This window comes from Roseomonas sp. CAU 1739 (assembly GCF_039839775.1).
Lineage (GTDB): Bacteria > Pseudomonadota > Alphaproteobacteria > Acetobacterales > Acetobacteraceae > Neoroseomonas.
Genome location: NZ_JBDOQQ010000001.1, coordinates 711944 through 738235, shown reverse-complemented (window position 1 = coordinate 738235; position 26292 = coordinate 711944). Strand labels below are relative to the sequence as shown.

At 69.4% G+C, this 26292-nt stretch carries 24 protein-coding genes; 13 read left to right on the top strand and 11 right to left on the bottom strand.

Annotation, left to right across the window (positions count from 1 at the left end):
* Positions 1-7: 7 nt before the first annotated feature.
* The 3 genes from AAFN86_RS03510 to AAFN86_RS03500 form a co-directional block, all read right to left on the bottom strand.
* Positions 8-478, bottom strand: coding sequence for a YetF domain-containing protein (locus tag AAFN86_RS03510; protein WP_347541833.1), 471 nt, complete (start codon positions 476-478; stop codon positions 8-10).
* Positions 479-480: 2 nt separating this feature from the next.
* Positions 481-966 (bottom strand): hypothetical protein, encoded by a 486-nt coding sequence (locus AAFN86_RS03505; protein WP_347541832.1) that lies wholly within the window; start codon positions 964-966, stop codon positions 481-483.
* An 85-nt stretch (positions 967-1051) separates the two neighbouring features.
* Positions 1052-1606, bottom strand: a complete 555-nt coding sequence (locus AAFN86_RS03500; RefSeq protein WP_347541831.1) for a cytochrome b/b6 domain-containing protein — start codon at positions 1604-1606, stop codon at positions 1052-1054.
* Positions 1607-1712: 106 nt separating this feature from the next.
* Between AAFN86_RS03500 and AAFN86_RS03495 the strand changes: the two genes are divergently transcribed.
* The 3 genes from AAFN86_RS03495 (at position 1713) to AAFN86_RS03485 (ending at position 5111) form a co-directional block, all read left to right on the top strand.
* A complete protein-coding gene (locus tag AAFN86_RS03495) occupies positions 1713-2990 on the top strand; it encodes a dihydroorotase (RefSeq protein WP_347541830.1) in 1278 nt (425 codons plus the stop codon).
* On the top strand, positions 2987-3583 hold the full coding sequence (gene plsY / locus AAFN86_RS03490; RefSeq protein ID WP_347541829.1) for a glycerol-3-phosphate 1-O-acyltransferase PlsY: 597 nt from the start codon (positions 2987-2989) through the stop codon (positions 3581-3583). The genes AAFN86_RS03495 and plsY overlap by 4 nt, the downstream gene beginning before the upstream one ends.
* Positions 3584-4028: 445 nt before the next feature.
* Positions 4029-5111: a nitronate monooxygenase gene (locus tag AAFN86_RS03485; protein ID WP_347541828.1), complete on the top strand. Its 1083-nt coding sequence runs from the start codon at positions 4029-4031 to the stop codon at positions 5109-5111.
* 682 nt (positions 5112-5793) lie between these two features.
* Here the strand turns inward: AAFN86_RS03485 and AAFN86_RS03480 are convergent.
* On the bottom strand, positions 5794-7197 hold the full coding sequence (locus AAFN86_RS03480; protein WP_347541827.1) for a hypothetical protein: 1404 nt from the start codon (positions 7195-7197) through the stop codon (positions 5794-5796).
* On the opposite strand from AAFN86_RS03480, the gene AAFN86_RS03475 reads away from it, so the two are divergent.
* The 6 genes from AAFN86_RS03475 (at position 7196) to rpmG (ending at position 16673) form a co-directional block, all read left to right on the top strand.
* Positions 7196-7981 carry a class I SAM-dependent methyltransferase gene (locus tag AAFN86_RS03475; protein WP_347541825.1) on the top strand — a complete coding sequence of 262 codons (786 nt, stop codon included), beginning with the start codon at positions 7196-7198 and terminating at the stop codon, positions 7979-7981. The two genes, AAFN86_RS03480 and AAFN86_RS03475, sit on opposite strands and share 2 nt — an antisense overlap.
* A 268-nt stretch (positions 7982-8249) precedes the next feature.
* Positions 8250-9356 (top strand): DNA-processing protein DprA, encoded by a 1107-nt coding sequence (gene dprA, locus AAFN86_RS03470; protein WP_347541824.1) that lies wholly within the window; start codon positions 8250-8252, stop codon positions 9354-9356.
* 9 nt (positions 9357-9365) lie between these two features.
* Complete coding sequence (gene topA / locus AAFN86_RS03465; RefSeq protein WP_347541823.1) at positions 9366-12092, top strand: type I DNA topoisomerase; 2727 nt, start codon at positions 9366-9368, stop codon at positions 12090-12092.
* Positions 12092-14554 (top strand): ribonuclease R, encoded by a 2463-nt coding sequence (rnr, locus tag AAFN86_RS03460; protein WP_347541822.1) that lies wholly within the window; start codon positions 12092-12094, stop codon positions 14552-14554. Before topA ends, rnr begins: the two co-directional genes overlap by 1 nt.
* Positions 14555-14571: 17 nt before the next feature.
* On the top strand, positions 14572-16065 hold the full coding sequence (locus tag AAFN86_RS03455) for a S41 family peptidase (protein WP_347541821.1): 1494 nt from the start codon (positions 14572-14574) through the stop codon (positions 16063-16065).
* 440 nt (positions 16066-16505) lie between these two features.
* Complete coding sequence (rpmG, locus tag AAFN86_RS03450) at positions 16506-16673, top strand: 50S ribosomal protein L33 (RefSeq protein ID WP_188966603.1); 168 nt, start codon at positions 16506-16508, stop codon at positions 16671-16673.
* An 84-nt stretch (positions 16674-16757) separates the two neighbouring features.
* Here rpmG and AAFN86_RS03445 read toward each other — a convergent pair whose 3' ends face one another.
* Positions 16758-18131 (bottom strand): PleD family two-component system response regulator, encoded by a 1374-nt coding sequence (locus AAFN86_RS03445; RefSeq protein WP_347541820.1) that lies wholly within the window; start codon positions 18129-18131, stop codon positions 16758-16760.
* Between the two features lie 116 nt (positions 18132-18247).
* Here AAFN86_RS03445 and AAFN86_RS03440 point away from each other — a divergent pair, with 116 nt between their 5' ends.
* Entirely contained in the window at positions 18248-18847 is a 600-nt protein-coding gene (locus tag AAFN86_RS03440) for a phosphoethanolamine methyltransferase (RefSeq protein ID WP_347541819.1), read from the top strand.
* Between the two features lie 275 nt (positions 18848-19122).
* Here AAFN86_RS03440 and AAFN86_RS03435 read toward each other — a convergent pair whose 3' ends face one another.
* Positions 19123-19764 carry a VOC family protein gene (locus tag AAFN86_RS03435; RefSeq protein ID WP_347541818.1) on the bottom strand — a complete coding sequence of 214 codons (642 nt, stop codon included), beginning with the start codon at positions 19762-19764 and terminating at the stop codon, positions 19123-19125.
* A gap of 36 nt (positions 19765-19800) precedes the next feature.
* Entirely contained in the window at positions 19801-20523 is a 723-nt protein-coding gene (locus tag AAFN86_RS03430; protein ID WP_347541817.1) for a glutathione binding-like protein, read from the bottom strand.
* 135 nt (positions 20524-20658) lie between these two features.
* Between AAFN86_RS03430 and AAFN86_RS03425 the strand changes: the two genes are divergently transcribed.
* From AAFN86_RS03425 to AAFN86_RS03415, 3 genes are read left to right on the top strand one after another with little or no spacing between them, the layout of a single operon-like run.
* On the top strand, positions 20659-21549 hold the full coding sequence (locus AAFN86_RS03425) for a M91 family zinc metallopeptidase (RefSeq protein WP_347541816.1): 891 nt from the start codon (positions 20659-20661) through the stop codon (positions 21547-21549).
* Between the two features lie 15 nt (positions 21550-21564).
* Complete coding sequence (locus AAFN86_RS03420; RefSeq protein ID WP_347541815.1) at positions 21565-22125, top strand: hypothetical protein; 561 nt, start codon at positions 21565-21567, stop codon at positions 22123-22125.
* 11 nt (positions 22126-22136) lie between these two features.
* Positions 22137-22784, top strand: coding sequence for a DapH/DapD/GlmU-related protein (locus tag AAFN86_RS03415; protein WP_347541814.1), 648 nt, complete (start codon positions 22137-22139; stop codon positions 22782-22784).
* 19 nt (positions 22785-22803) lie between these two features.
* Here AAFN86_RS03415 and AAFN86_RS03410 read toward each other — a convergent pair whose 3' ends face one another.
* From AAFN86_RS03410 to AAFN86_RS03395, 4 genes are all read right to left on the bottom strand, one after another.
* A complete protein-coding gene (locus AAFN86_RS03410) occupies positions 22804-23904 on the bottom strand; it encodes an XRE family transcriptional regulator (RefSeq protein ID WP_347541813.1) in 1101 nt (366 codons plus the stop codon).
* A gap of 26 nt (positions 23905-23930) precedes the next feature.
* Entirely contained in the window at positions 23931-24524 is a 594-nt protein-coding gene (locus tag AAFN86_RS03405; protein WP_347541812.1) for a hypothetical protein, read from the bottom strand.
* A 99-nt stretch (positions 24525-24623) separates the two neighbouring features.
* Positions 24624-24911, bottom strand: a complete 288-nt coding sequence (locus tag AAFN86_RS03400; RefSeq protein WP_347541811.1) for a hypothetical protein — start codon at positions 24909-24911, stop codon at positions 24624-24626.
* A 103-nt stretch (positions 24912-25014) separates the two neighbouring features.
* Positions 25015-26199, bottom strand: coding sequence for an aminotransferase class V-fold PLP-dependent enzyme (locus AAFN86_RS03395; RefSeq protein WP_347541810.1), 1185 nt, complete (start codon positions 26197-26199; stop codon positions 25015-25017).
* Positions 26200-26292 lie beyond the last annotated feature (93 nt).

Sequence of the window (26292 nt, the reverse complement as noted above, 5' to 3'; positions counted from 1 at the left end):
GCGGGCGTCAGGCCGGCGCGCCGTCGGGCACCAGGCGTTCGGCCGGGATCACCGAGATGCTGCCATTCGCCTCGAGCACGGCGAGGCCGATATCGGACATGTGCAGGATGCCCTGGCGCTCGCGTGCGGCCTGCAGGACGTCGGCCTCATCGATGCGGGCGCGCCGCATCTGGTCGAGCAGCGGGACGCCGCGCATCACGACGATGGTCGGCTGCCCCTCCAGCACGCGTTCCAGCGACCCGGCCCTGCGCTTCAGCAGCGACAGGGCGACGTCGAAGGACAGCAGCGTCGCCACGGCCAGCACCGCGGTGGTCAGCGAATTGTCGTTGCCGATCAGCGCGGGCTGCGCCGCCTCGCCGATCACCAGCAGCAGCACCAGGTCGAAGGTGGTGGTCTGCTGCAGCGACCGCCGGCCGGTGATGCGGAACAGGACCAGCAGCGCGAGATAGAGCCCGCAGGCCTTCAGGACGGTCTCCATCGTCAGGGCAGGACCAGCATGCGGAAGGCGGCCCGGGCGTGGCCGGCGGCGATGGTGACCTCCGCCCGGCCCGGCAGCAGCGGCTCGACCGTCAGCGTGGCCAGCCTGGCATCGTCGAACTGCAGCGTCAGTGCCCGTCCATCGTGGGTCTGGCGGGCGGGTGCCGGCTGGATGTTGACCACCTCCAGCCAGGACAGTGCCTCGGAGGCGATGGTGACGCGCGAACTGCCGGGCGGCAGGGCGATGCGCCAGCGCGTCGCGCTGTCCTGCCGGGCGACCGCGTCATGGCGGACGCGCAACGCGCCATCGGGCGAGACGGCCTCGGCCGTGCTCAGCGGCCCGCCACCCAACCCACCGGCGAGGCCCAGGAGCACCAGGGCCCCCATCAGCGCCCAGCCGATGCGCTGCATGACCCAGACACGGCGCTGGAAGGACGGGTTCTCCCCGACCAGCCGGCGCAGATTGTCGATGCACTCCGGCAGCGGCATGGGTGGGTCCTTTCGGATGGCATGGCCCGCGGATCGTTCCGCCTGGCGTTAGCCTCGAAGAACGCCCGCCATGGGCCGCGGGTTGCTATCGCCGGGCGGGCAGCATCCGGTGGACCAGGCGATTGCCCAGGATGACGGTGTGGCGCAGCACGATGCCAAGATGCGCCGCCAGCGCCACGCCCAGCAGTATGGCCGCGCCGAGATGGACCAGCTTCGCCGCCTCGGCCAGCAGCGGCCAGCGGCCGATCGGATTGGGCAGCGCGAAGACCCCGGCGAACAGCACGCCATAGCCGCCGGCCATGACGTACAGGAAGCCGCTGACAGGCATGACGAACATGGCGAGGTACAGCGTGCGTTCGGCATGGTGGACGACACGCCGGTCGAAGGTCGTCAGGCCCGGCGCCCAGGGCGGCAATTCCCCGGCGCGGCGGGCCCAGAGGCGCAGCAGGGCGACGCCGAGCGCAACGAGGCCGAGCGTCTTGTGCCAGTTATACAGCGCGTCGCGTCCGGCGCCGGCATCGTCGCCGAGCCGTGTCATGGTCAGCGCCGAGACGATCTGGAAGGTGAACAGCGCGACCACCAGCCAATGCAGTGTCTTGGTCAGGCTGCCATAGCCCTGGCCGGTGTTGAGCAGCGGCATCGGCGTCACCCGGGGTCGGCACCAGGGCAGCGTTTCGTTCCGGCGCTGTCAATCACGCGCTGGCGACCGGTGGCAGGAATCGGCGGCGCGTCTATAACCGGGACCCATGCGCGACCTGCTGATCACCGGTGCCCGACTGCTCGACCCCGCAACCGGCCTGGATGGGCCAGGCGACCTACTGGTGCGGGACTGCGCGATCGCCGATCTCGGCGCCGGGCTGACCGCGCCGGAAGGGGCGGAGGTGCTGGACGCCGCTGGCGCCTGCCTCGCCCCCGGGCTGGTCGATCTGCGCGCAAGCCTCGGTGAACCGGGGGCCGAGCATCGCGAGACCATCGCTTCGGCGGCGGTCGCTGCGGCGGCGGGGGGGATCACGACGCTCTGCGTACTGCCCGATACTGACCCGGCGCTGGACGATCCCGCGCTGCTGTCCTTCATGATCCGGCGCGGCGAGGCGACGGGGTCGGTGAGCCTGCTGCCCTATGGCGCCGCGACGTCCGGCTGCGCAGGCAAGGAACTGGCAGAATTCGGGTTGCTGAAGGAAGCCGGGGCGATCGCCTTCACCGATGGCGCGAAGGCTATCGGGTCGGCGCGGACGATGCGCCTCGCGCTGTCCTATGCACGGGCCTTCGGCGCCTTCGTGGTGCAGCACCCGGAGGACCCGTCCCTGGCGCAGGGCGGCGCCGCGACGGAAGGCGAACTGGCGACGCGGCTTGGCCTGCCGGGCATCCCGCCAGCGGCGGAAGCGATGATGGTGGCGCGCGACATCGCGCTGGCGCGCATCACCGGGGGGCATGTGCATTTCGCGCATGTTTCGACCGGCGCGGCACTGGACCTGATCCGCGCCGCCAAGGCGGAGGGGCTGCGCGTCACGGCCGATACCGCGCCACCGTATTTCGACCTGAACGAGACGGCGATCGGCGACTACCGAACCTATGCGAAGTTGTCGCCGCCGCTGCGGACGGAAGCCGACCGCCAGGCGGTGGTTGCGGCATTGGCGGACGGCACGCTGGATGCGGTGGCGTCGGACCACCAGCCGCATGACACGGACGACAAGCGCCTGCCCTTCGCGCAGGCCGCGGCGGGCGGCACCGGGCTGGCGACGCTGCTGGGCGTGACGCTCGCGCGGGTGCATGGCGGGGACCTGCTGATGACCACCGCGCTGGGGCTGCTGACCTGCAAGCCGGCGGCGTTGCTCGGCCTTGCATGCGGGCGGCTCGCGAAGGGCGCGCCGGCTGACCTGGTGCTGTTCCACCCGGATCGCGGCTGGAAGGTCGAGGCCGGGAAACTGCCGGGCAAGGCGCAGAACTCGCCCTTCGACGGGCGGGCGCTGGAAGGGCGCGTGCTCGGCACCTGGAAGGCCGGGCGGCGGGTGTTCGGGGCATGATCACCGACCCGTCCATCGGCTTCGCCGTCGCGCTGGTCGGCGGCTACCTGATCGGGTCGATCCCCTTCGGGCTGCTGCTGACGCGCGCAGCAGGGCTCGGCGACATCCGCGCCATCGGGTCGGGCAACATCGGCGCCACCAATGTGCTGCGGACGGGGCGCAAGGGCCTCGCCATCGCGACGCTGCTGCTCGACGCGCTGAAGGGCGTCGCGGCGGTGCTGCTGATGCGCTGGCTGGCCGGGGACCAGGATCTGGTGGCCGGCACCGCCGCGGTGCTCGGCCACACCATGCCGGTCTGGCTGGGTTTCAAGGGCGGCAAGGGCGGCGCCACCGCGCTCGGCGTCTGCCTGTCGGCGATGTGGCCGGTGGGCCTCGCCTGCATGGCGGTGTGGCTGGTGGCGGCGAAGGTGACGCGTATTTCCTCCGCCGCGACGCTGATCGGAGTGGGGTCGGCGCCGCTGCTGGCGCTGATCCTGTCGGATGCCGAGCACGCCTTGCTGGCACTCCTGGTCGGGCTGCTGATCTTCTGGAAGCACGAAGGGAACATCCGGCGGCTGTTGGCCGGGACGGAACCGAAGATCGGGCAGAAGTAGCGCGCGGATACATCAGCGCGCGGGGTGTCGGTTTTGGACAAATTCCACGGATGATGATTGGAGGGGCCTTGCCCCTCCAAGCCACCCCACCAAAGGCCCGAGGCCTTTGGAAACCGTCAACTGGCGCCGGCCACCGGCATGTTCAGCGAGACAGCCCAGGCGGTCCTTGGGGAGGATGCTGATTTGGCAGTTTCAAAGAGCATGCGCCAGGAACATATAGAGAACGTTTGGCCAATGCAAGATTTGCCTGATGCCGGGCAATTCCAGCATGGGCCGGCGGCTCAGCGTCGGGCGGCGATGGCGAAGGATGGCGTGCGGTCCCAGCCATCGAGGTCCGGGACCGCACGCCATCAGCGCTTCGTTGCGAGGCCGCAGCACCCGGGACAGAATTTCGCGGCGGCGGCACGGCCTCACCGGCCGGTCGCGCTGGCAGGAATTGACCCGCATGGACGAACCCGGTGTTCTCAGGCGACTGTCCGGCCGAGAGCGTGCCGGCCGCTTCGGTGCCACCTTCGGTCTCCGTGTCCCGATCCTTCAGGCACCCGTGGCCGTTGCCTCGCCGCCGGCGCTGGCCGCGGCAGTGGCCGCTGCCGGCGGACTTGGCGGCATAGGCGGCATGCGGGACGATGCCGCCTCGATCCGTGGCCGCGTCGCGGCATTCCGCGCGCTCAGCAATGGCACCTTCCAGCTGAGCCTCGGCATCATGGAGCCGGCGCCGCCGCCCGACCCGGCCATTGATGCGACGGTGCGCGCCACGCTCGGTCGCATCGCAGGCGCTGACGGACCGACGCCTGACGCCATCGAGAACGCCCCCGACTTCGACGCCCAAGTCGAGGCGCTGCTGGATCTGGCGCCCCCGATCGCGTCCTGCGTGCTTGGCGTCTTTCAATCGACAGTCGCGACGCGGCTGAAGGCCCGGGGCATTCCCTGGTTCGCCGCGGCGACGACGGTCGCGGAAGCCCGGCTGGTCGAAGCCAGTGGAGCCGCAGCCGTGGTCGCGCAGGGTTTCGAAGCGGGCGGCATCCGCAGTTCCCACCAGGCGGCAGCGGCCGGTGACCAGCTGGTCGGGCTGTTCGCCCTGCTGCCGCAGGTGGCCGATGCCGTCTCCATCCCGGTCATCGCGGCCGGCGGCATCATGGATGGGCGCGGCATTGCTGCGGCGCTGACACTCGGCGCGAGCGCGGTACAACTCGGCACGGCCCTCCTCCGAACACCGGAAGCGGCGATCAGCCCTGGCTGGATGGCGGCGCTGTCCGATGCGCGGGCGGAGGACATGGTGCTGAACCGCGCCGCCACGGGCCGGGTCAGCCGCAATCGGCGAAGTCCTCTGACCGATGTCTTCATCGATGCCCCGACCGCCCCCTTCCCGCGACAATGGGCGCTCGGCGATGCCGCACGGAAGGCGCATCCCGCGGCGGCGGCGCTGACCGCGGCGAGCGGCGGGCAAGGCGTAGCCCTGGGCCGGAGCCTGCCGGCAGGGAAACTGGTGCGGCTGCTCTGGGCCGAAGCAACGACGCTGCTGCCGTAGCGACGCCGATGCGCTCGCCGCGGGACAGGGGCCGCCGCTGCTGACGATCAGCCCAGGCGACGAGTATCGGCTGAACACGACGTCACCGAAGCGGGCGCAGCCGTGGCGTTTGCCTTCATCGATGCGGTGCAGGCGGCGTTGCAGTGCATCGGAAGGCATCCCAGACCTGGCTTGCCGCGTATCTGCGCCTCGACCGGCTCTGCGCTCGATAGTTGCGCCGCTTTCCCTATCGCGTCGTCCATCGGGCCGAGCGTGCCGACATCGATGCTTGGCGCGTGCTGCACGCCGAGCGGGATATTCCGACCTGAATGTCCGAGGCGGAAGCGGACGCACGAAGGCGCTGAAGGCGAGGCAGGCGCAAATACCCTAGGCGCCGCGTGGCCGCGGGGCCGTTCACGGGCCAGTCCGCGCCGTACCGGCACCCTTGGCGACTGGCTCCCTCGTCAAGGTCTCCGCGCCGTAGGCGGGGCACACGTAGGTCCGGCCCTGAAATGCGAGAAGCATGTCGGACACGCCGCATGTGATGCAGCCCCAGATGAAGCGGCTCACAAAGCCAGGCTGATACTCGATCGCGAGCACGTAGCGCTTGTCCTTCGGGCACCAGCGGCGCCTCGTCCTGACGGTCATCGCTCCGCCGTGCCTCCCGCATCGCGCAGGCCGCGGCCGGCGCCATTGCCAGCCTTCAATGCACCCCCGCCACCAACACCCCTGCCGTCCCCGGCCGCCGCGCCCCCACCAGCCGACGCACATCCTCGAACCGCCCCGCCTCCACGCACGCCTTCAGCAGCGTGAATTCCACCAGGTCGGTCTGCGCCCGGCTGCCGCCGATGCGTTCGCTTTCGGCCAGCAGCGGTTCCAGCAGGTCGATCACCGTGCCGAAGTCGCGCTTCTGGAATGCCATGAAGGCGCGCGCCGCCGTGGGGATGACCGACCCGGACGGGTACCGGCCGGCACGGGCCATGTCCTCCATCTGCCGGATGCGTGCCTCCAGCACCGCCCCGTCGCCGGCCACGCTGTGCGCCAGCGCCACATGCAGGTCGGGGAAGGCCTGGCTCGCCTTCGGGAAGTGGCTGACGGCGAAATCGTGCATCTCGCGCCAGGCCGCGTCATCGCGCGGGGCGCCGGCCAGTTCCATGCGCCACAGGAAGGACACGGCATCCTGCAGCTTCTGGCGCGGCAGCCCGCTGTGGCCGGCCAGGGAGAAGGCCTCGCGATACAGCCGCGCGGCTTCCGCCAGGTCGCCTCCCGCCAGCGCGCCCAGCGCCTGATGCCAATGCAGGTGGCCATGCATGATGCCACCGCGCGGGTAGGTCTTCAGCCATTCCGCCAGGAAGGCGCGTGCCGCCTCGGGTTCGCCATCCTCATAGAACAGATGCGCCTGGGAATGAGCGATCCAGCCGCTGGCCGGCTGCTGCGCGAGGGACCGCGCCACCAGCGGCCGGGCGGCGTCGCGCTGGCCGTCCTCATTCAGTGCCATGGCATATGAGGAATCGAACCACCAATCGGCGCCGTAATGCGGCGAGAGGCCGGCCATCAGCGCGACGAGCCGGGCCTTCTGCCCGACGATGCCCGAGGATCCCAGCAGCCCGTTCGGACTGGCTGTTGTGTTCAGCACGATGGCATCGCGCGGCCATTGCGCGAGATGTTCCTCCAGCGCCGCGACACTGGCTGCGACGGGTCTGGTCATCATGGTGCGGAAGAAGCGGATCTGGCTGGCCTCGCGGTCGGTGACGCCAGGCCGGAGCGCCTCTGCGGCATCGAGCGCGGCGCGCGCGCCCGGCGCATCGGCGAACATCGCCAGCACATGGGCGCGGGCGGCGTGCGCCAAGGCGAAGCCGGGATCGGCGGCGATGGCCTCGTCGAAGGCGTCGATCACGCCGGCATGCAGCATCAGCAGCAGGTCGAGCCCCCGCCCATAGGCGTCGCGCGCGGCAACGGAGGTGGTGGAGACGGCGAGGCCGTAGCGATCCGTCAGCATGGTGCCCCCCGAGGCGCGCGTGATTTGATGGAGGTTAGCGCGCGGCAGGCGCAACATGGCAAGCGGGCGCGCGGTCGTCATGCCGTGGCCGAACAGGAGCAGGGCCATGGCCGATCCTCCCATCGTGTTCGCCGACGGGGCGGCGTATGAGCGGTTCATGGGCGGCTGGAGCCGCTTGGCGGGGGATGTGTTCCTCGACTGGGTGGCACCCGCGCCCGGGCTGCGATGGGCCGATATCGGCTGCGGCAACGGGGCCTCGACGGCGATGCTGCTGGATCGCTGCGCGCCGGCCTCGGTGGACGGCATCGACCCGTCGCCGGCGCAGCTGGATTACGCGCGCGGGCGGCTGGCGGGGCGGCCAGCCCGGCTGCGGCAGGGCAGCGCGATGGACCTGCCATTTGCCGATGACAGTTTCGATGCGGCGATCATGGCGCTGGTGCTGTTCTTCGTGCCCGATCCGGCAAAGGGGGTGGCGGAGATGGCGCGGGTCGTGGCACCCGCCGGGATCGTCGCGGCCTATTCATGGGACCTTGCGGGTGGCGGCTTTCCCATTGCCGTCATCCAGGAGGAGATGCGCGCCGCCGGCATGGCGGTGCCGATGCCGCCGTCGGCGGACGCGTCGCGGCGGGAGACGATGCGGGCGCTCTGGGCGGATGCCGGGCTGCGCGAGATCGAGCAACGGTCGATCACCGTGACCCGACGCTTCCCCGATTTCGACATCTTCTGGACCACCAGCATCCAGGGCCCGGCGATGGTCGCGACGCTCGAGGGTCAGACGCCCGAAGCCGTCGAGGCGCTGCGCCGGCGCGTCCATGACAGGCTGACGGCCGACGCGACGGGCGGCATCACCATCAGTGCCACGGCCAATGCGGTGAAGGGGTTGAAGGCCTGAACGCGCGGCCGGCGCGGCGCATCCTGGCGCGCCCCCGCGGCGCCGTTGCGGGGCCGTGTCGGCGCAGGGCTTTGCCGACCTGTCGAACACAAAGAGAGCGAGGGATGGCCTGCGCGTTATCGCCTTTTGATTGAACAACAGACTATATTTCTCGCGTGATTGCTGCATCCCCGAGGCCGCGACCGGCCTGTATCCGTCCCGCCAGCCTGCCTGGCCAAGCCATCGTTCCGCCGGGCCGTCAGGCCGTGGCCGCCGGCAGGTGGGCATCATGAGCCTTGCCCGGCTGAGGTTGGCCCGGACGGAGGGCATCGGCCCCCTCACCTTTCGTCGCCTGCTGGCCCGCCACGGCGACGCGGATCAGGCGCTGGCCGCCTTGCCGGCATTGTCGGCCAGGCGGGCCACGCCCTATGTCCCGCCAGCCGAGTCGGCAGCACGGAAGGAACTCGCGGCGCTGGCGACCCTGGGCGGGCGGTTCGTGTTCCTCGATGACCCGCTCTACCCGCCCCTGCTGGCGCTGCTGCCGGATGCGCCGCCGGTGATCGCGGTGCTGGGCGATGCCTCGCTGCTGGCAGCACCCGCGGTGGCGATCGTGGGGGCGCGCAACGCCTCCTCGGCCGGGCGCCGGGTGGCGGAGGAACTGGCGGAGGCACTGGCGGCCAAGGGGCTGACCGTGGTGTCGGGCCTGGCCCGGGGCATCGACACCGCGGCGCATGAAGGGGCGCTGCGGTCGGGCGGGACCATCGCCGTGCTGCCGGGTGGGGTGGATGTGCCCTACCCGCCCGAGAATGCGGCCCTGGTCGCGCGGATGATCGAGCGCGGGGCCGTGGTAGCGGAAAGCCCGCTGGGAACCGCGCCGCAGAACCGGCATTTCCCCAAGCGAAACCGGATCGTCGCCGGCCTGTCGCTGGGCGTGGTGGTGGTGGAGGCCGCCCACCGGTCGGGCACGCTGATCACCGCTCGGCTGGGGCTGGAGCATGGGCGGGAGGTCTTCGCGGTGCCCGGCAGCCCGCTCGACCCCCGCTGCCGGGGGTCGAACGACCTGATCCGGCAGGGCGCGCATCTGGTCGAGACCGCCGAGGACGTGCTCGACCACCTGCCGGACGTGCCGCGCGCCGGGCCGCTGTTCGACCCGGCTCGGATGGCCCGGACCCTGCCGGACAGCGACGAAACCGCGTCGGATGGCCTTGGACCGCCCCCGGAAGGGAGCGCCGAAATCATTGAATTAATTGGAATGTCACCAGTATCGGTTGACGAGGTGCTTCGCCGCTGCCACCTGACCCCCCCTGAACTCCAGGCTCTGCTGACGGATCTGGAGCTCGAAGGCCGGGTGGAACTGCTGCCCGGCCACCGCGTCATGCGCAGTCCGAACGGGTGATTCGACCGAATGTCCGATGTTGTGGTGGTGGAATCGCCGGCCAAGGCGAAGACGATCGAGAAGTACCTCGGGCGGGATTTCACCGTGCTCGCGTCCTTCGGCCATGTCCGCGACCTGGAGGAAAAGGACGGTGCCGTCCTGCCCGACCAGGATTTCGCGATGGTCTGGGGCAAGGATGGGCGCGGGGAAGCGCAGGTTTCCAAGATCGCGACCGCGCTGAAGGGGGCCAAGCGGCTGTGGCTGGCCACCGACCCGGATCGCGAGGGCGAGGCGATCTCCTGGCATGTGAAGGACATGCTGGGGCAGCGGGGCGCTCTGCGCGGCAAGGATGTGCAGCGCATCACCTTCAACGAGATCACCAAGCGGGCCGTGCAGTATGCGGTGGCGCATCCGCGCGAGCTGGATGTGCCGCTGATCGATGCCTACTTGGCGCGCCGCGCGCTGGACTACCTGGTGGGCTACACGCTGTCGCCGCTGCTGTGGCGCAAGCTGCCGGGGTCGCGGTCCGCCGGTCGCGTGCAGTCGGTCGCGCTGCGGCTGATCTCCGACCGCGAAGCCGAGATCGAGGCCTTCAAGGCGCGCGAATACTGGACCATCGAGGGCAAGTTCCAGACGCCGGCGGGTGCGCCGTTCACGGCGCGGATGACCCATCTGGACGGGAAGAAGCTCGACCAGTTCGACCTGCATGAGGCCGGCTCCGCGAACCGTGCCAAGGCGGCGGCGGAAGCCGCGACCTACGCCGTTGCATCGGTCGAGAAGAAGCGGACCCGGCGCAATCCGCCGCCGCCCTTCATGACCTCGACCCTGCAGATGGAGGCATCGCGCAAGCTGGGCATGGGCGCGCAGCAGGCGATGCGCACCGCCCAGGCGCTGTATGAGGCCGGGCACATCACCTACATGCGGACCGACGGCGTCACCATGGCGCGGGAGGCGATCGCGGCCATCCGCGACCATGTGAAGGACGCCTTCGGCCCCGACTACATGCCGGCGACGCCGCGCGAGTACCAGTCGAAGCAGAAGAACGCCCAGGAAGCCCATGAGGCGATCCGCCCGACCGATGTGACCCGCACGCCCGAGGCGATGGCGCGCGAGTTGGATGGCGCCCAGGCGCGGCTGTACGAGCTGATCTGGAAGCGCGCCGTGGCGTCGCAGATGTCGTCGGCGGAACTCGACCAGACGGCGGTGGACATCGCCAGCGCGGATGGCAAGATTCATTTCCGTGCAACGGGTTCGGTCGTGGCCTTCGATGGCTTCCTGAAGCTGTACCGCGAAGATGAGGACGACCGTGCCGCCGATGCGCGCGCCGGCATCGCCCCCGCAGCCGGCGCCGCCGAGGATGACGACAGCCGTATCCTGCCGCCGATGGCCGAGCGCGACCCGCTCAAGCGCGGCGCCATCACCGCCAGCCAGCACTTCACCCAGCCGCCGCCGCGCTTCTCGGAAGCCTCGCTGGTCAAGCGGCTGGAGGAGCTGGGGATCGGGCGGCCTTCGACCTACGCCTCGATCCTGCAGCGCCTGCAGGACCTGAAATACGTCACGCTGGAAAAGCGCCGCTTCATCGCCCAGGACCTCGGGCGGATGGTGACGACCTTCCTCGTGCGGTTCTTCGACAAGTATGTGGATACCGGCTTCACCTCCTCGATGGAGGAGAAGCTCGACGAGATCTCCGCCGGGCAGACTGACTGGCGCGCGGTGATGCGCGCCTTCTGGTCGGAGTTCTCCGCCGCGGTCGAAGCCACGCGGGACCTCAAGATCCGCGACGTGATCGATGCGCTGGACGAAGATCTCGGCCCACACATGTTCCCCGCCCGCGCCGACGGAACCGACCCGCGGGTCTGCCCGACCTGCGGCAATGGGCGGCTGGGGCTGCGGCTCGGGCGGACGGGGGCCTTCATCGGCTGCTCGAACTATCCCGAATGCCGGTATACGCGACCTTTCGGCGTCGATTCCGGCGAGGGCGAAGGTGCTGCGCCGGCTGAGCAGGAACTGGGCACCGACCCCGTGACCGGCCAGGCCGTGACGATGAAGCGCGGGCCCTATGGCTTCTACATCCAGCTCGGCGAGCCAGGCACGGATGCCAAGGGCAAGCCGACCAAGCCGAGAAGAACCAGCCTTCCCAATGGTGTGACGCCCGATATTGTCACACTGGATCAGGCGCTCGGGCTGCTCTCCCTGCCGCGTGCCATCGGCTTCGACCCCGAAACCGGGGAGGAGATCACCGCAGGACTCGGCCGCTTCGGGCCCTATGTCCGGTGCGGGACGGTGTTCAAGTCGCTCGACAAGGATGACGACGTGCTGACCGTCGGCATGAACCGGGCGCTGGTGCTGCTGGCCGATGCGCGGGCGCGTGTGCGCGAACTCGGCGTGCATCCGAAGGACAAGGAACCGGTGAGCGTCCGCAAGGGGCGCTTCGGCCCCTATGCCCAGCACGGGAAGACGGTCGCCAACCTGCCGCGCGACGTGGCGATGGAGGACATCACCCTTGAGGACGCCGTCGCGCTGCTGGCGGAAAAGGGCAAGGCGCTGAAGCCGCGCGGCCCGGCCGGGCGCAAGGCGGCCGCACCCAAGGCCGCCGCGAAGAAGGCAGCCAATGGCGAGGCACCCGCCCGCAAGGCGCCCGCGGCCAAGGCCCCGGCGCGCAAGGCCGCCGCCAAGAAGGCGCCCACAAAGCCGAAGTCCCCGGCCAAGGCGAAGGCTCCGGCCAAGGCCAAGCCCGCCGGCAAGTCCGCCCGCTGATGGTCCGCCGCGGGCCGCCGCCCAAGGGGCACAAGGCGCGCGCGCGGACGGGAAAGACCGTCGGCGGCGGCAAGGTGGCGCGGACGGGCAAGAGCGCCCGGCCCCGCGCCCCAACGCAGCAGCAGGACGCGCCAAACGGCTGGGAAAAGGACGACCTCGCCCCCGCCGCCGCGCCGCCGGACGCGCGTCGCGCCGAGCGGCCGCACAGGCTGCCGGCCGATGCGGCCGTCATTGCCCCACCCAATGCGCGCCCGCAGGCCAGTTCCCGCCGCCGCGCCGCCGCACGGCCGGATGAACCCGCATCGCTGCCCAGCAAGTCGGCGCTGCGCGACTTCCTCGCCACCGCCGCCGGGCGCGTCACCAAATCCGACATCGCCCGCGCCTTCGGCCTGACCGCCGACCAGCGCCAGGACCTGCGCCTGCTGCTGCGCGAACTCGCCGCCGAGGGCAGCGCCACGCCGGCCGGCAAGCGCGCCATCATCGCGCCATCCCGCCTGCCGGAGATCGCCCCGGTCGAGATCACCGGCACCGACCCCGATGGCGACCCGATCGCCCGCCCGGTCGGCTGGCGCGGGGAGGGCCGCCCGCCGGTCATCTACATGCACCCCGAACCGGCCGGGAAGCCGGCGCTGACGGCGGGGGAGAAGGTGCTCGCCCGGCTGAAGCCGATCGGGCCGGGCAAGTACGAAGGCCGCACCTTCAAGCGCATCGGCGGGGCGCCGCCGGCCCGCATCCTCGGCGTCTTCGAGGAAGGCCGCATCATCCCCACCGATCGCCGCCAGAAGGGCGTGTGGGAGGTGCCGCGCGGCGAGGAATCCGGCGCGCAGCCCGGTGAGATCGTGCTCGCCGAACCCCTGCCCTCCACCCGGCATTTCGGGCCCAAACCTGCGCGCATCGTCGAACGGCTCGGCGTGATGGGCGAACCGCGCTCGGTCTCGCTGGTCTGTATCCATGCCCATGGCATCCCCGACGTGTTCCCGGCCGAGGCGGTGCAGCAGGCCGAGCGCGCGCGCGGTGTCGCCGCCCATGGCCGCACGGATCTGCGCGAGATCCCGCTGGTCACCATCGACGGGGAGGATGCGCGCGACTTCGACGACGCGGTGTTTGCCGAACCGGAAGGTGGCGGGTGGAAGGTCCTCGTCGCCATCGCCGATGTCGCGCATTACGTCACCACAGGCTCCGCGCTGGATCGCGAGGCCTGGGCGCGCGGCAACTCGGTCTATTTCCCCGACCGCGTCGTCCCGATGCTGCCCGAGGCGCTGTCGAATGGCTGGTGCAGCCTGCGCCCGGCGGAAGACCGCGGCTGCCTGTTCGTCGAGATGCGCTTCGACTCGGAAGGCCGCAAGCATGCCCACGCCTTCGGGCGCGGCATCATGCGCTCCGCCGCGCGACTGACCTATGAGGAGGTCCAGGCCGCCGCCGATGCCGGCACCGACCCCGCCGCCTTGCCCGAAGGCCATGTCGGCCGGTTGTATGGCGCCTTCCGCGCCCTGCTCGGCGCGCGGGAGAAGCGTGGCACGCTCGACCTCGACGTGCCGGAACGCAAGGTGGTGCTGGACAAGCAGGGCCGCGTCGCCTCGGTCGAGCCGCGCGCGCGACTCGATGCGCACCGACTGATCGAGGAATTCATGGTCGCCGCCAATGTGTGCGCGGCGGAGGAGCTGGAACGCCTCGTCCAGCCCTGCATGTACCGCGTGCACGACCGGCCATCGGACCAGAAGCTGGAAGGTCTGCGGCAGTTCCTCGCCACCTTCGACATCACCCTGCCGCAGGGCGACCGGCTGCATCCGCGCGACTTCGCCCGCGTGCTCGAGAAGGTGCGCGGCCTGCCGGAGGAACGCCTGGTCAATGAGGCCGTGCTGCGCGGCCAGTCGCAGGCGGCCTATTCGCCCGACAATCTCGGGCATTTCGGCCTCGCCTTGCCGCGCTACGCGCATTTCACCTCGCCCATCCGCCGCTACGCCGACCTGCTGGTGCATCGCGCGCTGATCCGCGGGCTGAAACTCGGCAAGGACGGGCTGATCGAGGACGAAGCCGCGCGCTTCCCCGACACCGCCGAGCACATCACATCGACCGAACGCCGCGCCGCCGCGGCGGAACGCGATGCCGTCGACCGCTACCTCGCGGCGCATATGGCACAACGGGTCGGAGAATCCTTCGCGGCACGTATTTCCGGGGTGACTCGCTTCGGCCTGTTTGTCACGCTGGAGGAGAACGGGGCCAGCGGGATCGTCCCGCTCGGATCTCTGCCGGACGACCGATGGGATTTGGACGAGGCCACGCAATCTCTGGCCGGTCGCAGGACACGAATGATCTTCCGGCTGGGCGACGCCGTGGAGGCCCGCTTGGCCGAGGCGACACCACGCACCGGCGGCATGGTCTTCCACCTGATGCAGGGAATGCCATCGCGCGGGCGCGGACGGCCCGCACCCAAGGGAAAGCCGCGCGCCCGCCGGTCCTGATCCTGCTTCTGCTGCTGGTGCTGGTCCTGCTGCCGGGCATCGCCGCGGCGCAGGAAATCTCGCGCACCGGCGCCTATCCGCGCGACGAGATGCGGCTCGTGCTCGGCGCCGGCTTCGCCGCCATCCTCGAACGCCACCTGGAAGCCGCCACGCCGGCCGACCTGCTCATCTGGTCGCTTACCGGCATGACCGATATCGACCCGCAACTCGCCATCCAGCGCACCGGCGGCACCGTCCGGCTGATGCAGGGCGAGCGGGCACTCCTGTCGCGCGGCCTGCCGGTGCGCGGCGAAGGCGAAGGTTTCGCGGCGGCCGGGGGCGCCGCGGCCGACCGGCTGACGCTGTTCCAGCAGGCGGGCTGGAATGCCTCGGCGACGCTGCGCGCTGCCGGCGCCTCGGGGCTGATCCGGCACAGTTTCGAGGCGATCTTCAACCACCTCGACCCGTTCAGCCGCTATATCACGCCGGAAGAAGCCCAGGCCGCGCGCGAACGGCGAACAGGCGAGGCCGGGCTTGGGCTGCGCCTCGCGCCCGGGCGGGGTGCCGGCACGGTGATCGCCGCCATCGCCCATGACGGGCCGGCGGCCCTGGCGGGGCTGGTGGTCGGCGACCGGATCCTGGCCATCGACGGGACCACGCTGCGCCCGCGCGATGCCGCCGGCGCGGCGGGATTGCTGGAAGGGCGCGCCGGGTCCGACGTCGTTCTGCTGATCGAACGCAGCCGCCGGCGCCAGGAGGTGACGCTCCGCCGCGTCCTGCCCCCGGGCAACCCGGTGACCGCCGAACGGGTCGACGACGTGTTGGTCATCCGGATACCGTCCTTTTCCGCCCAGACCGAACGCCAGGTGGCGGCCGCCCTGCTCGGTGCCTTCAGCCAGGCGGCACCGCGGGCCGTCGTACTCGACCTGCGGGGAAACCGGGGCGGATTGCTGTCGCAGGCGGCCGCGGTCACCGACATTTTCCTCGGACCGGGGGAGGCGTTTCGCACGGTCGGGCGCCACCCCGAGGCAAGCCGCATCTACGTCACCGCCGGACGCGACCTGGCGGAGGACCGGCCGCTGGTGGTGCTGGTGGACGGGCGCACCGCCTCCTCGGCCGAGATCGTCGCCGCGACCCTCGCGGATCGCGGCCGCGCCGCGGTGGTCGGCACCGCCACCACCGGCAAGGGACTGGTCCAGCTGGTGGTGCCGCTGCCCGATGGCGGTGAATTGCTGATGAGCTGGTCGCGACTGATCATGCCGGCCGGCTGGCCGCTGCAGGGCATCGGCGTGCTGCCGGGCCTGTGCACGGTGGGCGGGGCGGCCGAAGGCCTGGCTCAGCTGCGTGCGGGCATTCGGCCGATGCGCACGGCGCAGTCCCGCCAGCAGGCCCTGCGGCACCCGGTGAGCGCAGAGGAGGCGGAAGCCCTGCGCGCGACCTGCCTGGCCGGCGATGTGTCCGACACGGACCTGGCGGTGGCGCGCGCCCTGGCGGTGGACCCGGCGGCGGAGGCGGCCGCCATGCCGCAATAGGGGGGACCGAGGGCGGCGCGTTTCGAAGGCGCGAATGTTGGAGGGGCGCTGCCCCTCCAAACCACCCCGCCAGGGACCAGCGGGTCCCTGGACCGCGGGATTTGGGGCTGTTCGCACGGGGGGGCGCCCAGGATCCGAACTGCGGCGGGACGGATGGAATTGCGCGGGACGATTTGCGCTGTCCAGGCCGCCATCGCGAATGCCAGGCAGACGGGCGACCGGTATTGGCGGAACGATCATGCGCGGCGACGAGCGCCCGCTGTCCAGGGGGCGGCAGGTCCCGGCGGGACGGTTTGCATCCCTCCAAGTCCCTCCTCGCCCCGTGCCGGCCGGAATTTCACCCCTACCCTACCGGTCTTGCTTGACTGCGCCGTCCCGGTCGCTAGTTTGCGCGCTCTCGCGCCCCGGGGACCACTCGCCCGCGGGCCATGGAGCATGTCATGGCGAAGTCGAATACCATCCTCATCCGTCTCGTGAGCAGCGCCGATACGGGCTACTTCTACGTCACGAAGAAGAATACCCGTACGATGACCGCGAAGATGGAAAAGAAGAAGTACGATCCGGTGGCGCGGAAGCACGTCGTGTTCCGCGAAGCCAAGATCAAGTAATCCGCGGGCGGGCCTGACCCGCCCTCGATTGCCGGCATTCGGACGGGCGCGCCTTCGGGCGGCGCCCGTTTGTCGTTGCGCGCACTACTCGGGTTGGGCGCCCCAATCCTCGGCCGACGCGACTTCGACACGGTTCCGCCCGGCCTCCTTGGCGCGGTACAGCGCGGCATCCGCCACGGCGATCAGCCCATCGGCCGCCGCCTGGCCGCGGGCGACGGCCAAGCCGATGCTGACCGTGACCGAAAGCGCGAGCGGGCCCGCCATCACGGGGCGGTCGGCGATGGCGGCGCGCAGGCGCTCGGCAACCGCCGCGCCTTCCTCATCGCCTGCCCCGGCCATGACGACGAGGAACTCCTCCCCGCCGTAGCGCGCCACGACATCGACCGCGCGCAGGTGCTCGCGCAGCCGGGCGGAGACCTCCTTGAGGGCGGTATCGCCGGCTGCGTGGCCGTAGCGGTCGTTGAGCGGCTTGAACCGGTCCACGTCGATCAGCAGGATGGTGGCGGTCGCGCCGGTGCGCAGCAGCGATTCGAGATGCCGGCGCACATAGCGCCGGTTGCGCAGGCCGGTCAGCGAATCGGTCACCGCGAGTTCGAGCGAGCGGTCGAGGCTGTCGCGCAGCAATTCCTGGTAGCGGCGGCGGCGCAACTGGTTGCGCACGCGCGCGCGCAGTTCCGGCGGGTCGATCGGGCGCATGACGTGGTCGGAGGCGCCGAGGTCGAAGGCGCGCAGCACGGCGTGGCGCTGGTCCTCCCCGGCCAGCAGGATCAGCGGAAGGTCGCGGATGTCGCCATGGGCCCGCAGCCGGGAGGCGAGACGCAACGCATCGCCGCCGGCCAGCGGCACGCACAGCAGCGCAAGGTCATGCGCCGCATCCTGCAACCGGTCCCAGGCGGTTGCCTCATCCGCCGCGTGTTCGACCATCATGCCATCGGCGGCCAGCGCGGCGGCGACGGCGGCGGCTTCCTCCGGCAGGCCGCCGGCGAGGAGCAGCCGGGCGGTGGAGAAATCCTCCGCCGGTGGAATGGGCGATTCGAAGCCGAGCTCGCGCGTCGTCTCGGTGCGCACGCGCCAGGCGTCGAGCACCTGCTTCATGCGCAGCAGCGCGCGCAGCCGGGCGAACAGCAGGGCGGTGTCAACCGGCTTCGAGATGAAGTCGTCGGCGCCGGCTTCGAGGCCACGCACGCGCTCCGCCTGATCGGTCAGCGCGGTGACCATGACGACCGGGATATGGGCGGTGCTGTCCTGGGATTTCAGGCGGCGGCAGACCTCATAGCCATCCATGCCCGGCATCATCACATCGAGCAGCACGACATCGGGCGCCCAGGCGGAGGTCAGCGCCAGGGCTTCGGGCCCCGAGGCGGCGAGCGCCACCTCGAAATACTCGGCCCGCAACTTCGCCTCGAGCAGGCGCAGATTCGCGGGGATGTCATCCACTACCAGGACGCGCGCCGTCACGCCGATTCTCTCCGTGCGCTGCCATCCAACCGTAACTGGCCAGCCCCGGCAACGGGACCTATCACCATGCGGGTGACAAGCCCTTGAATCGTCACATTATAGTCATGGAGCAGCGGATGTCGGGCAACACCATCGAGGACCGTCCATCCGGAGTCCGGGAGGGCGGATTCGGGCTGTTTCTCCGCCGTTGGGCCGCCAATCCGCTGCAGATGGGCTCCGTGGTGCCGTCGTCCCCCGCGCTGGGGCGGCGAATCGCCGCGCTGGTCGAACGCCGTGGGGATCAGGTGGTGGTGGAACTCGGTGCCGGCACCGGGGCGGTCAGTCGCGCGCTGCTGGATGGCGGCGTGCCGCCGGACCGGTTGGTGGTGGTCGAAATCGTGCCGGACATGGCGCGCCACCTGGCGCGCACCCTGCCTGGCGTGACGGTGATCGAGGGCGATGCCTTCGCCCTGTCCGAGGCGCTGCCGAAGGCACTGCATGGGCGCGTCGGCACCGCGATCTGCGGCATCCCGCTGGTGTTGCTGCCGACCGAGCAGCAGCGCCGCTTCGTCGATGCCGTGGAGTCGGTGGCCCCGGGGCGCGGCTTCCTGCTGTACAGCTACTGCATCACGTCCCCCCTGCCGTACCGGACCCTGGGGCTGACGGCGCGGCGCGAGGCCTGGACACCACTGAACGTCCCGCCGGCCAGCGTGTGGCGCTACCGCCCGGCGGGCTGAACGCCGTTGCCGCGCCGTGGCGTGGTCTGGCCCCGAATGTGACGGCGCCCCTGCCGGCGAAGGGCGAGGGACGGACCACCGCCCTGCCATGCGGATCAAGACACGTGCCCGGTCCAGAGGCGCGCACCAAGACCGCGTCCAGTCCGACAGCCGCCCCCAGTGCACCGGTGCGCTGGGCGAAGCCGAGGCCCCCGGATGGGCCCCATGCGCGACGCTGCGCAAGGTGCAGGGGACCCTGGGATGCAAGCCGCCCGACGTTTGCAGGTCAAAGGAACCTACGCACTGGTCAGCGTCACCTCTCGCCCGTCCTTGTGGCGCAAATGGGCGATCAGGCGCGTCTGCGGGCTGGGGCGGATCTTCACCGCATCCGTCAGGCCACGCGCCGTCAGGGCGGCGTGCAGGGCCTGGGTGTCGGAATGCTCGGCTTCGAGCGAGGTGAGGCGCCAACCGGAATCCTTGATGTGCTTTGCCGCGCGTTCGCCATCCCACTGGATCAGCGCCGGGATCAGGTTGTTCATGTCCTGCCGCTGCGGCGGGCAGGCCATGCGCCAGCGCAGGTCGCCGCGCGACATCGTGCGGATCTCCCCGGCATGGGAGGCGCCGAGCCGCGCGACAACCGGTTCCAACGCGGGGGTGGCCGCGACGTAGGCGATCAGCCGGGGTTCGGCTTCGAGCATGGTGCGCAACCCGGCATCGTCGAGGTCGAACAGCCGCGGATGGGCCGGTTCCGGCTGGCCTGGATCGGGAGCGATGATCTCCATGTAGCAATTGGCACCCAGGCCCAGCAGCAGGTTGTGGGTGCCCAGGCCGGCATGCGCCCCGCCCTTGGAGGGCTTCACGCCGAGGGTTTCCTCGATGTAGCGGGCGCCATCCGCGAGGGTGGTGGCGCCAATCACGATGTGGTCGATCTCGGCCATGCGAACCTGGCGTTTCCTGTTGGTCCGGGCGCGTGTTCAGCGCGCCGCGAACTGGGTCTTGCCGAACATGATGTCCCGTTCGGCATCGGTCATCGTGCCGCGGCGCTGGTTTTCCGCGAGCACCGCGACGCCGCGCTTCACCGCGGGGCGGGCGGCGATGGCATCGTGCCAGCGCAACACGTTGGGATATTGACCGAGATCAACGTTGCGCCGCTCGGCATTGCGAATCCAGGGAAAGGTGGCGATGTCGGCGATCGAGTAGTCCGGCCCCGCCAGATAGGCCGATTCGGCCAGTCGCTTGTCGAGCACGCGATGCAGGCGCTCGACCTCGTTGGTGTAGCGTTCGATGGCGTAGGTCAGCTTTTCCGCCGCGTAGTTGGCGAAGTGGTTGTACTGGCCGAACATCGGGCCGACGCCGCCCATCTGGAACATCAGCCATTGCAGGGCGGTGTAGCGTGTGGCCGGGTCGGCCGGGATCAGCGGGCTGGCGGCCTTCTCGGCCAGGTAGATGAGGATCGCGCCGCTTTCGAACAGCTTGAGCGGGACGCCGCCGGGGCCTTCGGGGTCGATGATGGCGGGGATGCGGTGGTTGGGCGTGATGGCGAGGAATTCGGGGCGGAATTGTTCGCCCTTGCCGATCGCGACCGGAACCACTTCGTAGGGGATGCCCCTGCCCTGGTCTATCAGTTCCTCGAGCAGGATATGGACCTTGTGGCCATTCGGGGTCGGCCAGGTCCAGACCTGGATGGGTGCCGGCATTGGTGCTCTCCTCCGTCGGCGGACAGGGTGCGCCAGGCGGGTTGGGGTGACAACGCTTCGGGGCCTGTGACGCGCCGCGCTTGCGGGCGGCGCCGTGGGCCGTGAGACTGCCATGGGACGGAGAGACGGAGAGAGATGGTCGGATTTCCCGCCGCGCGGCTGACCGACATGCACATCTGCCCGATGTTCACGGTGCTGGTGCCCCATGTCGGCGGGCCGATCGCGGGCCCCGGCGCGCCGACCGTGCTGATCGGCAAGCTCCCGGCCGCGCGGGTGACCGACATGTGCGTGTGCGTCGGGCCGCCGGACATGATCGCCAAGGGCTCGGCGACGGTGATGACGATGAAGATGCCGCAGGCGCGCATCCTCGATAACTGCGCGCATGGCGGCATCATCATCCTCGGCTGCTTCACCGTATTCGTGGGCGACGGCGCAGGCGGCGGGGGCGGCGGCGGGGGCGGCCCGGCGGCGGCGCTGCTGGCGAAGATCCTGTCGGGGAAGTCGCAGATCAAGCTGGAGGGGTCGCCGGAATTCCAGCTCAAGACGATGATCGCGCTGGCCAAGCTGGCCTCGACGCCGACCGGGCTTGGGTTGCTGCAGAGCCTGGACGCGGCGCCGCACACGACCACCATCAAGCAGAGCACCGACGGCACCAATTCCGAGGACGGCGCGGGCTACACCAATCCCCTGACCGGCGCGCCGGGCGCGGGGACGGATGCCGTGGTGCATTTCAACCCCGACAAGGACAAGCTGAACGGGCGGCCGGACCAGACGCGCGACCCCGCGATCGGGCTGGGGCATGAGCTGATCCACGCCGACCACGATGTGCACGGCACCAATGTGAAGGCGACCAGCAACTACACGGGTGCGGACGGGAACACGTATTCCGCGCCGGGGTATGAGCAGCAGGCGGTGGGGCTCGGGCCCTATGCCAACAATCCCTATACCGAGAACAAGCTGCGCAAGGATTTCGACGACCAGGGGATCAGCAAGAACCCGCACGAATACCAGCGCCCACGGTACTGAGGACAGGACGGAATCATGGCGAGCCTTTCGGTCACGATCAGGGCGCTGACGCGGGAGGCGCTGTACCTCGACGTCACGGTGGTGAACACGCGCGACCGGGACATCTTCGTCGCCGCGGTGCTGTTCGCGACCGACAATACCGGCATCCGGGACCGCGACCCGGCGCTGCTGTTCGCGGCGCGGGGGTCGGGCGATCGCGTGGTGGTCGGCAAGTGGGTGCCGACGCCGCCCGAGGGACGGAAGTTCGAATCCGAGCCGGTGCCGTATTTCGCCAAGCTGAAGCCGGGCGAGCGGTGGGAGAATGCCTGCGGGCTGCCGCTGCCGGTGACCTATTTCGGCTTCTACGGGCCGGCGCCGACGCCGCTGCGCGAACCGCGGATGCTGCCGAGCCTGGGGTTCAACCTCGGCATCCTGGATTCGGCGCGGTTCCCGCCCGGGGCGGGGGTGATCGTGCCTTCGATGGCATCGCCGCCGGATGCGCCGTGGGAATGCGACAGCGGATTCGGGAAGGAACTGCAGGAGTTTCTCACGAGCGAGATCGCGCTGCCGGCGCCGGGCATTCCCTCGCTGCTTTGAGAGTGGTTTCGATGGACCAGGGTGTGGCGCGGGCGAAGCTCGCCGAGACGTTCGTGCATCCGAGCGTGAAGCTGCGCGAGGTGGTGCTGGGCGCGCATTGCGAGGTGCTGGAGCGGAGCGCGGTCGAGTATTCGACGATCGGGGATGCGAGCTATCTCGGGCATGACTGCCAGGTGGCGGATGCGACGATCGGGAAGTTCTGCGCGATCGCGGCGCATGTGCGGATCGGGCCGCCGAACCATCCGATGGAGCGGCCGTCGCTGCACAGGTTTACGTATGTGCCGGAGTATTATGATGCGTCGTTGAAGCGTGATGCGGCGTTCTTTGAGGCGCGGCGGGCGGCGCGGGTGACGATCGGGAATGACGTGTGGATTGGGCATGGGGTGACCGTGCTGGCTGGCGTCACGGTGGGGGATGGGGCGGTGCTCGCGGCCGGGGCGGTGGTGGTGAAGGATGTGGCGCCGTACACGATTGTCGGCGGGGTGCCGGGAAGGGTTATTCGGGAGAGGTTTTCGCGGGAGATCGCGGCGAAGCTGGCGGCGATTGCGTGGTGGGATTGGCCGTTTGAGGTGGTGATGGAGAGGGTGGGGGCGTTTCAGACGGGGGATGTGGTGGGGTTTTGTGAGAGGTGGCTCGAAGCTGAAGCGAATCTAGCATAGTAAGCACTGAACATATCCACTAAATAAAAAATCGAATAGGAACTACATTATTATCGTTATTATTTATCTCCGGAAGACGCAAACCAGATACGTGATTGAACATATCTGCGCTTAGCCCACTTTCTTCCATAAGCCTCGCCACCGATCCGCGATAAGTCGCCTCAAGCGCGCTGATCGCCTTTGAGAGAAGCTCAGGGGCCTCGGCCGGAATCATGTCGTCATACCGCTCGAGTTTCTTCTGCCCGGTCTTGCTCAAATGGATATATCCGGTGCGGTACTGGTCGGCCGACAACATCCGCAAGTCATAGGCGCGTCGAAGGATCGCGGCAGCGGAGACCTTCCAGCGAAGCTTTAACTCGTAGATCGCCGTCCAGTCGAGGAAGCGACCACGCGGAAACTCATGCACGAAGGAAGAGCGTGGCAGCAGGAAAGCGCTCGCAAAGCGATTGGCTTGATCCTCGGTCTCCTTGTCACCCGTCTGGAGGCCGCGATGCATAATAAGATGCCCGGCTTCGTGCCCTAGGTCAAAACGGAGACGACAGGCCGCAGGCTTGGCCTCACTGCGGATAATCATGGGCCGCACGCAGTCAATCGACAGCGCATCAACGCGCTCCGATACACCGCCGAAAAAACTTACCACCGCACCCGCATTCTCGACCACGCGCATCATGTTGGAGATTGGCCCAGTACCGAGACGCCAATACTCGCGAACTGCATCAGCCGCATCTTCAACGTCGCGGATGTTCACCACGGAAATGTCCGGAAACGACACCGGCGGCAAATCGAGCTCACGGTCCAGTCTGCTGACAAACCCGTCCAGGAGCGTGCCGCGCGCAATCACTTGGCTCACGACGGATACAGGCGTCGTGCGCTGCTTGCGAAAGTGACACTGCTCCGGCCGGATGCCGCCTGCTACAGGCATCGTGAAGAAGTGCCGTGCAACCCCAAGGGCATCGGCTAGCGCATCCCGCATCTCGCTCGTCGGCAACTTGATGCCCTGTTCGAGTTGATTAAGGTACTGCCGCGTCGCGCTCACGCGCATACCGAGTTGATCAAGCGTCAACCCGAGCGCGACCCGAGCAAGCCGAAGGCGCTCGCCGTGGAATACGATAGCTCCCATTACTATTCCCCGCCGCTCTCACGGAGTTAGTCGCCTGTCTTGATCTCGCGCTCGCGAACGCCGATTGTCGGAGCGTCGAGTTCGACAGTCTCTGTTGCCGGTCGCCCCACCGCACCCGAGCGCAGACCGGCTGCGATCGGCACGTCCCAGTTAAGGGTCGCCGTTTCACCGCGCAGGCCAACGAACTTCACAGCGAGCACGCTGCCATCGATATCAGTCTCGATGGCGAAGCGGTACGCAAGGTCGTGTCCTTCGTCGCGATCATCAAACGAGAATCCGAGCTGGCGCAGTTCGTTGCGGCTTTGGCGCATCGTACGGATGGTGGGTTCCTCCGCCTCCCCGCGATAAATGCGGACCGGAACCTCACCGATTGTGAAGATGAGTTGCAGGCTTCGGTCGATAACGCCGAGCCAATCATGGGTGCCGTCATCGACCGCGCGCAGAATGCGAGCGCGACCATACTGGAATGCACAGCAGCCGAGCGTCCAGCCGTTGTCGCCAGCCTCCTCATCGAACCGCTCAACCGCCGCCTGACGTCCATCGACGATCAAGCATGCGACCGCGACAATGCGATCTTCGGTCAGATGAGGATGATATTCCCAAGGATAGCTCTTTGCCACGGCTGCCCCATCAAGCGGTTACCAGCGAGCATCGTTGGGCATTTTGAGAATTTTGTCAACCAACAACCCAGATGTAAACCACGGCGCCAGGCCGCCATCTCAGGTAACCAATCCCTCCACAATCATCCCCCACTCCTCCTCCAAAGCCCCCTTCCCCACCACCTTCCCCGCCCGCCTGTACCAATACCCCGCGTTCGCCAGGTCCCCTTCCTTGCGATGCAGATACGCATGCACCCAGGCACTGTCCGAATCCTCGCCAGCCTGGGCGGCTTCATGCGCGCGGTTCCAGTCTCCGCGCGCATCCCACCACAGCGCCAGCAGCGGCGCGGGCAGCCCGGCGGGTGGGGCTGCCTCGGCCAGGCTGCGTCGGAACTCGTCAACCGTCATCGCATCCGCCCCCCCGCACACGCCGCCGCGCCGGCACCTCCGGTGCGGCCCAGCCAGAAAAGGGAGGGGGATTCGGGGGAGGTCTCCTCCCCCGACCTTCCTGTCACGCATTCCCCGACAGGTAGTCCATCGCCGCCAGCACCCCGCCGGCCTTGTACGGCACCCCGGCCTCGCGCAGCCCCATCTCGACCCCGCCGAGCGTGCCGACCAGCGACAAATCCCCGAAGTCGCCGAGGTGCCCGATGCGGAACACCACGTCGTTGAGCTGCCCGAGCCCGTTGCCGAGCGACATGTTGTGCTTGTCGAGGATCGTCGCGCGCAGGGCGTTGGCGGAATGCCCCTCCGGCAGGCGCACGGCGGTCAGGGCGGAGGAGTAGTGCCGCGGATCCGCGCACTGGATCTCGAAGCCCCAGTGCCGCACGGCGCGGCGGGTGGCTTCGGCGAAGCGGTCGTGGCGGGCGAAGACGTTGTCGAGGCCTTCGTCGAGCAGCATATCCACGGCCGCGTCCAACCCGTAGAGCAGGTTCGTCGCCGGCGTGTAGGGGAAGTAGCCGGTGGCGTTGGATGCCAGCATCGGCCTCCAGTCCCAGAAGGACCGCGGCAGCTTCGCGGTCTCGGATGCCTTTAGGGCCTTGGCCGAAATCGCGTTGAAGGACAGGCCTGGGGGCAGCATCAGGCCTTTCTGTGAACCGGCGACGGTGACGTCCACGCCCCATTCGTCGTGGCGGTAGTCGATGGAACCGAGCGAGGAGATCGTGTCCACCAGCAGCAGCGCGGGGTGGCCGGCGGCGTCCATGGCGCGGCGGACTTCGTCGATGCGCGACGTGCAACCGGTGCTGGTCTCATTGTGGACGACGCAGACGGCCTTGATGGCGTGCGCCTTATCCTCGCGCAGGCGGGCTTCGATCTGGGCGACATCCGCGCCGCGGCGCCAGTCGGTCTTCACCAGGTCGGTGACGATGCCGAGGCGGCCGGACATTTCCTGCCACAGATGGGCGAACCAGCCAGTCTCGCACATCAGCACGCGGTCGCCGGGGGACAGCGTGTTGGTCAGCGCCGCTTCCCAGGCGCCGGTGCCCGACGCCGGGTAGATCACGACGTGGGATTGCGTCTTGAAGACGTGGCGGACCTTCTCCAGCAGCTGCTTGCCGAAGCGGCCGAAATCCGGGCCGCGATGGTCCATGGTCGGGTGGTCCATGGCGCGCAGCACGCGGTCCGGAACGTTGGTGGGTCCGGGGATCTGCAGGAAGTGGCGGCCGGCGGTGGGCTTGGACTGGTAGTAGGCCATGGGTTGGGCTCCCTCTCTCGCTGCGCTTCATGCGCCAGGCGGCGCGTGGCGCCAAATGAGTTCGGCGCGTCAGCGCCATGAGCGCGGGCGATG

What these genes read in the sequence shown, in the direction of transcription:
- topA (WP_347541823.1), top strand. Translation starts at nt 9,366, where the DNA reads ATGTCCGATGTTGTGGTGGTGGAATCGCCGGCCAAGGCGAAGACGATC.
- AAFN86_RS03415 (WP_347541814.1), top strand. Translation starts at nt 22,137, where the DNA reads ATGGACCAGGGTGTGGCGCGGGCGAAGCTCGCCGAGACGTTCGTGCAT.
- AAFN86_RS03495 (WP_347541830.1), top strand. Translation starts at nt 1,713, where the DNA reads ATGCGCGACCTGCTGATCACCGGTGCCCGACTGCTCGACCCCGCAACC.
- AAFN86_RS03500 (WP_347541831.1), bottom strand. Translation starts at nt 1,606, where the DNA reads ATGCCGCTGCTCAACACCGGCCAGGGCTATGGCAGCCTGACCAAGACA.
- AAFN86_RS03505 (WP_347541832.1), bottom strand. Translation starts at nt 966, where the DNA reads ATGCCGCTGCCGGAGTGCATCGACAATCTGCGCCGGCTGGTCGGGGAG.
- AAFN86_RS03510 (WP_347541833.1), bottom strand. Translation starts at nt 478, where the DNA reads ATGGAGACCGTCCTGAAGGCCTGCGGGCTCTATCTCGCGCTGCTGGTC.
- AAFN86_RS03435 (WP_347541818.1), bottom strand. Translation starts at nt 19,764, where the DNA reads ATGGCCGAGATCGACCACATCGTGATTGGCGCCACCACCCTCGCGGAT.
- AAFN86_RS03425 (WP_347541816.1), top strand. Translation starts at nt 20,659, where the DNA reads ATGGTCGGATTTCCCGCCGCGCGGCTGACCGACATGCACATCTGCCCG.
- plsY (WP_347541829.1), top strand. Translation starts at nt 2,987, where the DNA reads ATGATCACCGACCCGTCCATCGGCTTCGCCGTCGCGCTGGTCGGCGGC.
- AAFN86_RS03430 (WP_347541817.1), bottom strand. Translation starts at nt 20,523, where the DNA reads ATGCCGGCACCCATCCAGGTCTGGACCTGGCCGACCCCGAATGGCCAC.
- AAFN86_RS03440 (WP_347541819.1), top strand. Translation starts at nt 18,248, where the DNA reads ATGTCGGGCAACACCATCGAGGACCGTCCATCCGGAGTCCGGGAGGGC.
- AAFN86_RS03480 (WP_347541827.1), bottom strand. Translation starts at nt 7,197, where the DNA reads ATGGCCCTGCTCCTGTTCGGCCACGGCATGACGACCGCGCGCCCGCTT.
- rnr (WP_347541822.1), top strand. Translation starts at nt 12,092, where the DNA reads ATGGTCCGCCGCGGGCCGCCGCCCAAGGGGCACAAGGCGCGCGCGCGG.
- AAFN86_RS03485 (WP_347541828.1), top strand. Translation starts at nt 4,029, where the DNA reads ATGGACGAACCCGGTGTTCTCAGGCGACTGTCCGGCCGAGAGCGTGCC.
- AAFN86_RS03420 (WP_347541815.1), top strand. Translation starts at nt 21,565, where the DNA reads ATGGCGAGCCTTTCGGTCACGATCAGGGCGCTGACGCGGGAGGCGCTG.
- AAFN86_RS03400 (WP_347541811.1), bottom strand. Translation starts at nt 24,911, where the DNA reads ATGACGGTTGACGAGTTCCGACGCAGCCTGGCCGAGGCAGCCCCACCC.
- AAFN86_RS03410 (WP_347541813.1), bottom strand. Translation starts at nt 23,904, where the DNA reads ATGGGAGCTATCGTATTCCACGGCGAGCGCCTTCGGCTTGCTCGGGTC.
- AAFN86_RS03395 (WP_347541810.1), bottom strand. Translation starts at nt 26,199, where the DNA reads ATGGCCTACTACCAGTCCAAGCCCACCGCCGGCCGCCACTTCCTGCAG.
- AAFN86_RS03475 (WP_347541825.1), top strand. Translation starts at nt 7,196, where the DNA reads ATGGCCGATCCTCCCATCGTGTTCGCCGACGGGGCGGCGTATGAGCGG.
- dprA (WP_347541824.1), top strand. Translation starts at nt 8,250, where the DNA reads ATGAGCCTTGCCCGGCTGAGGTTGGCCCGGACGGAGGGCATCGGCCCC.
- rpmG (WP_188966603.1), top strand. Translation starts at nt 16,506, where the DNA reads ATGGCGAAGTCGAATACCATCCTCATCCGTCTCGTGAGCAGCGCCGAT.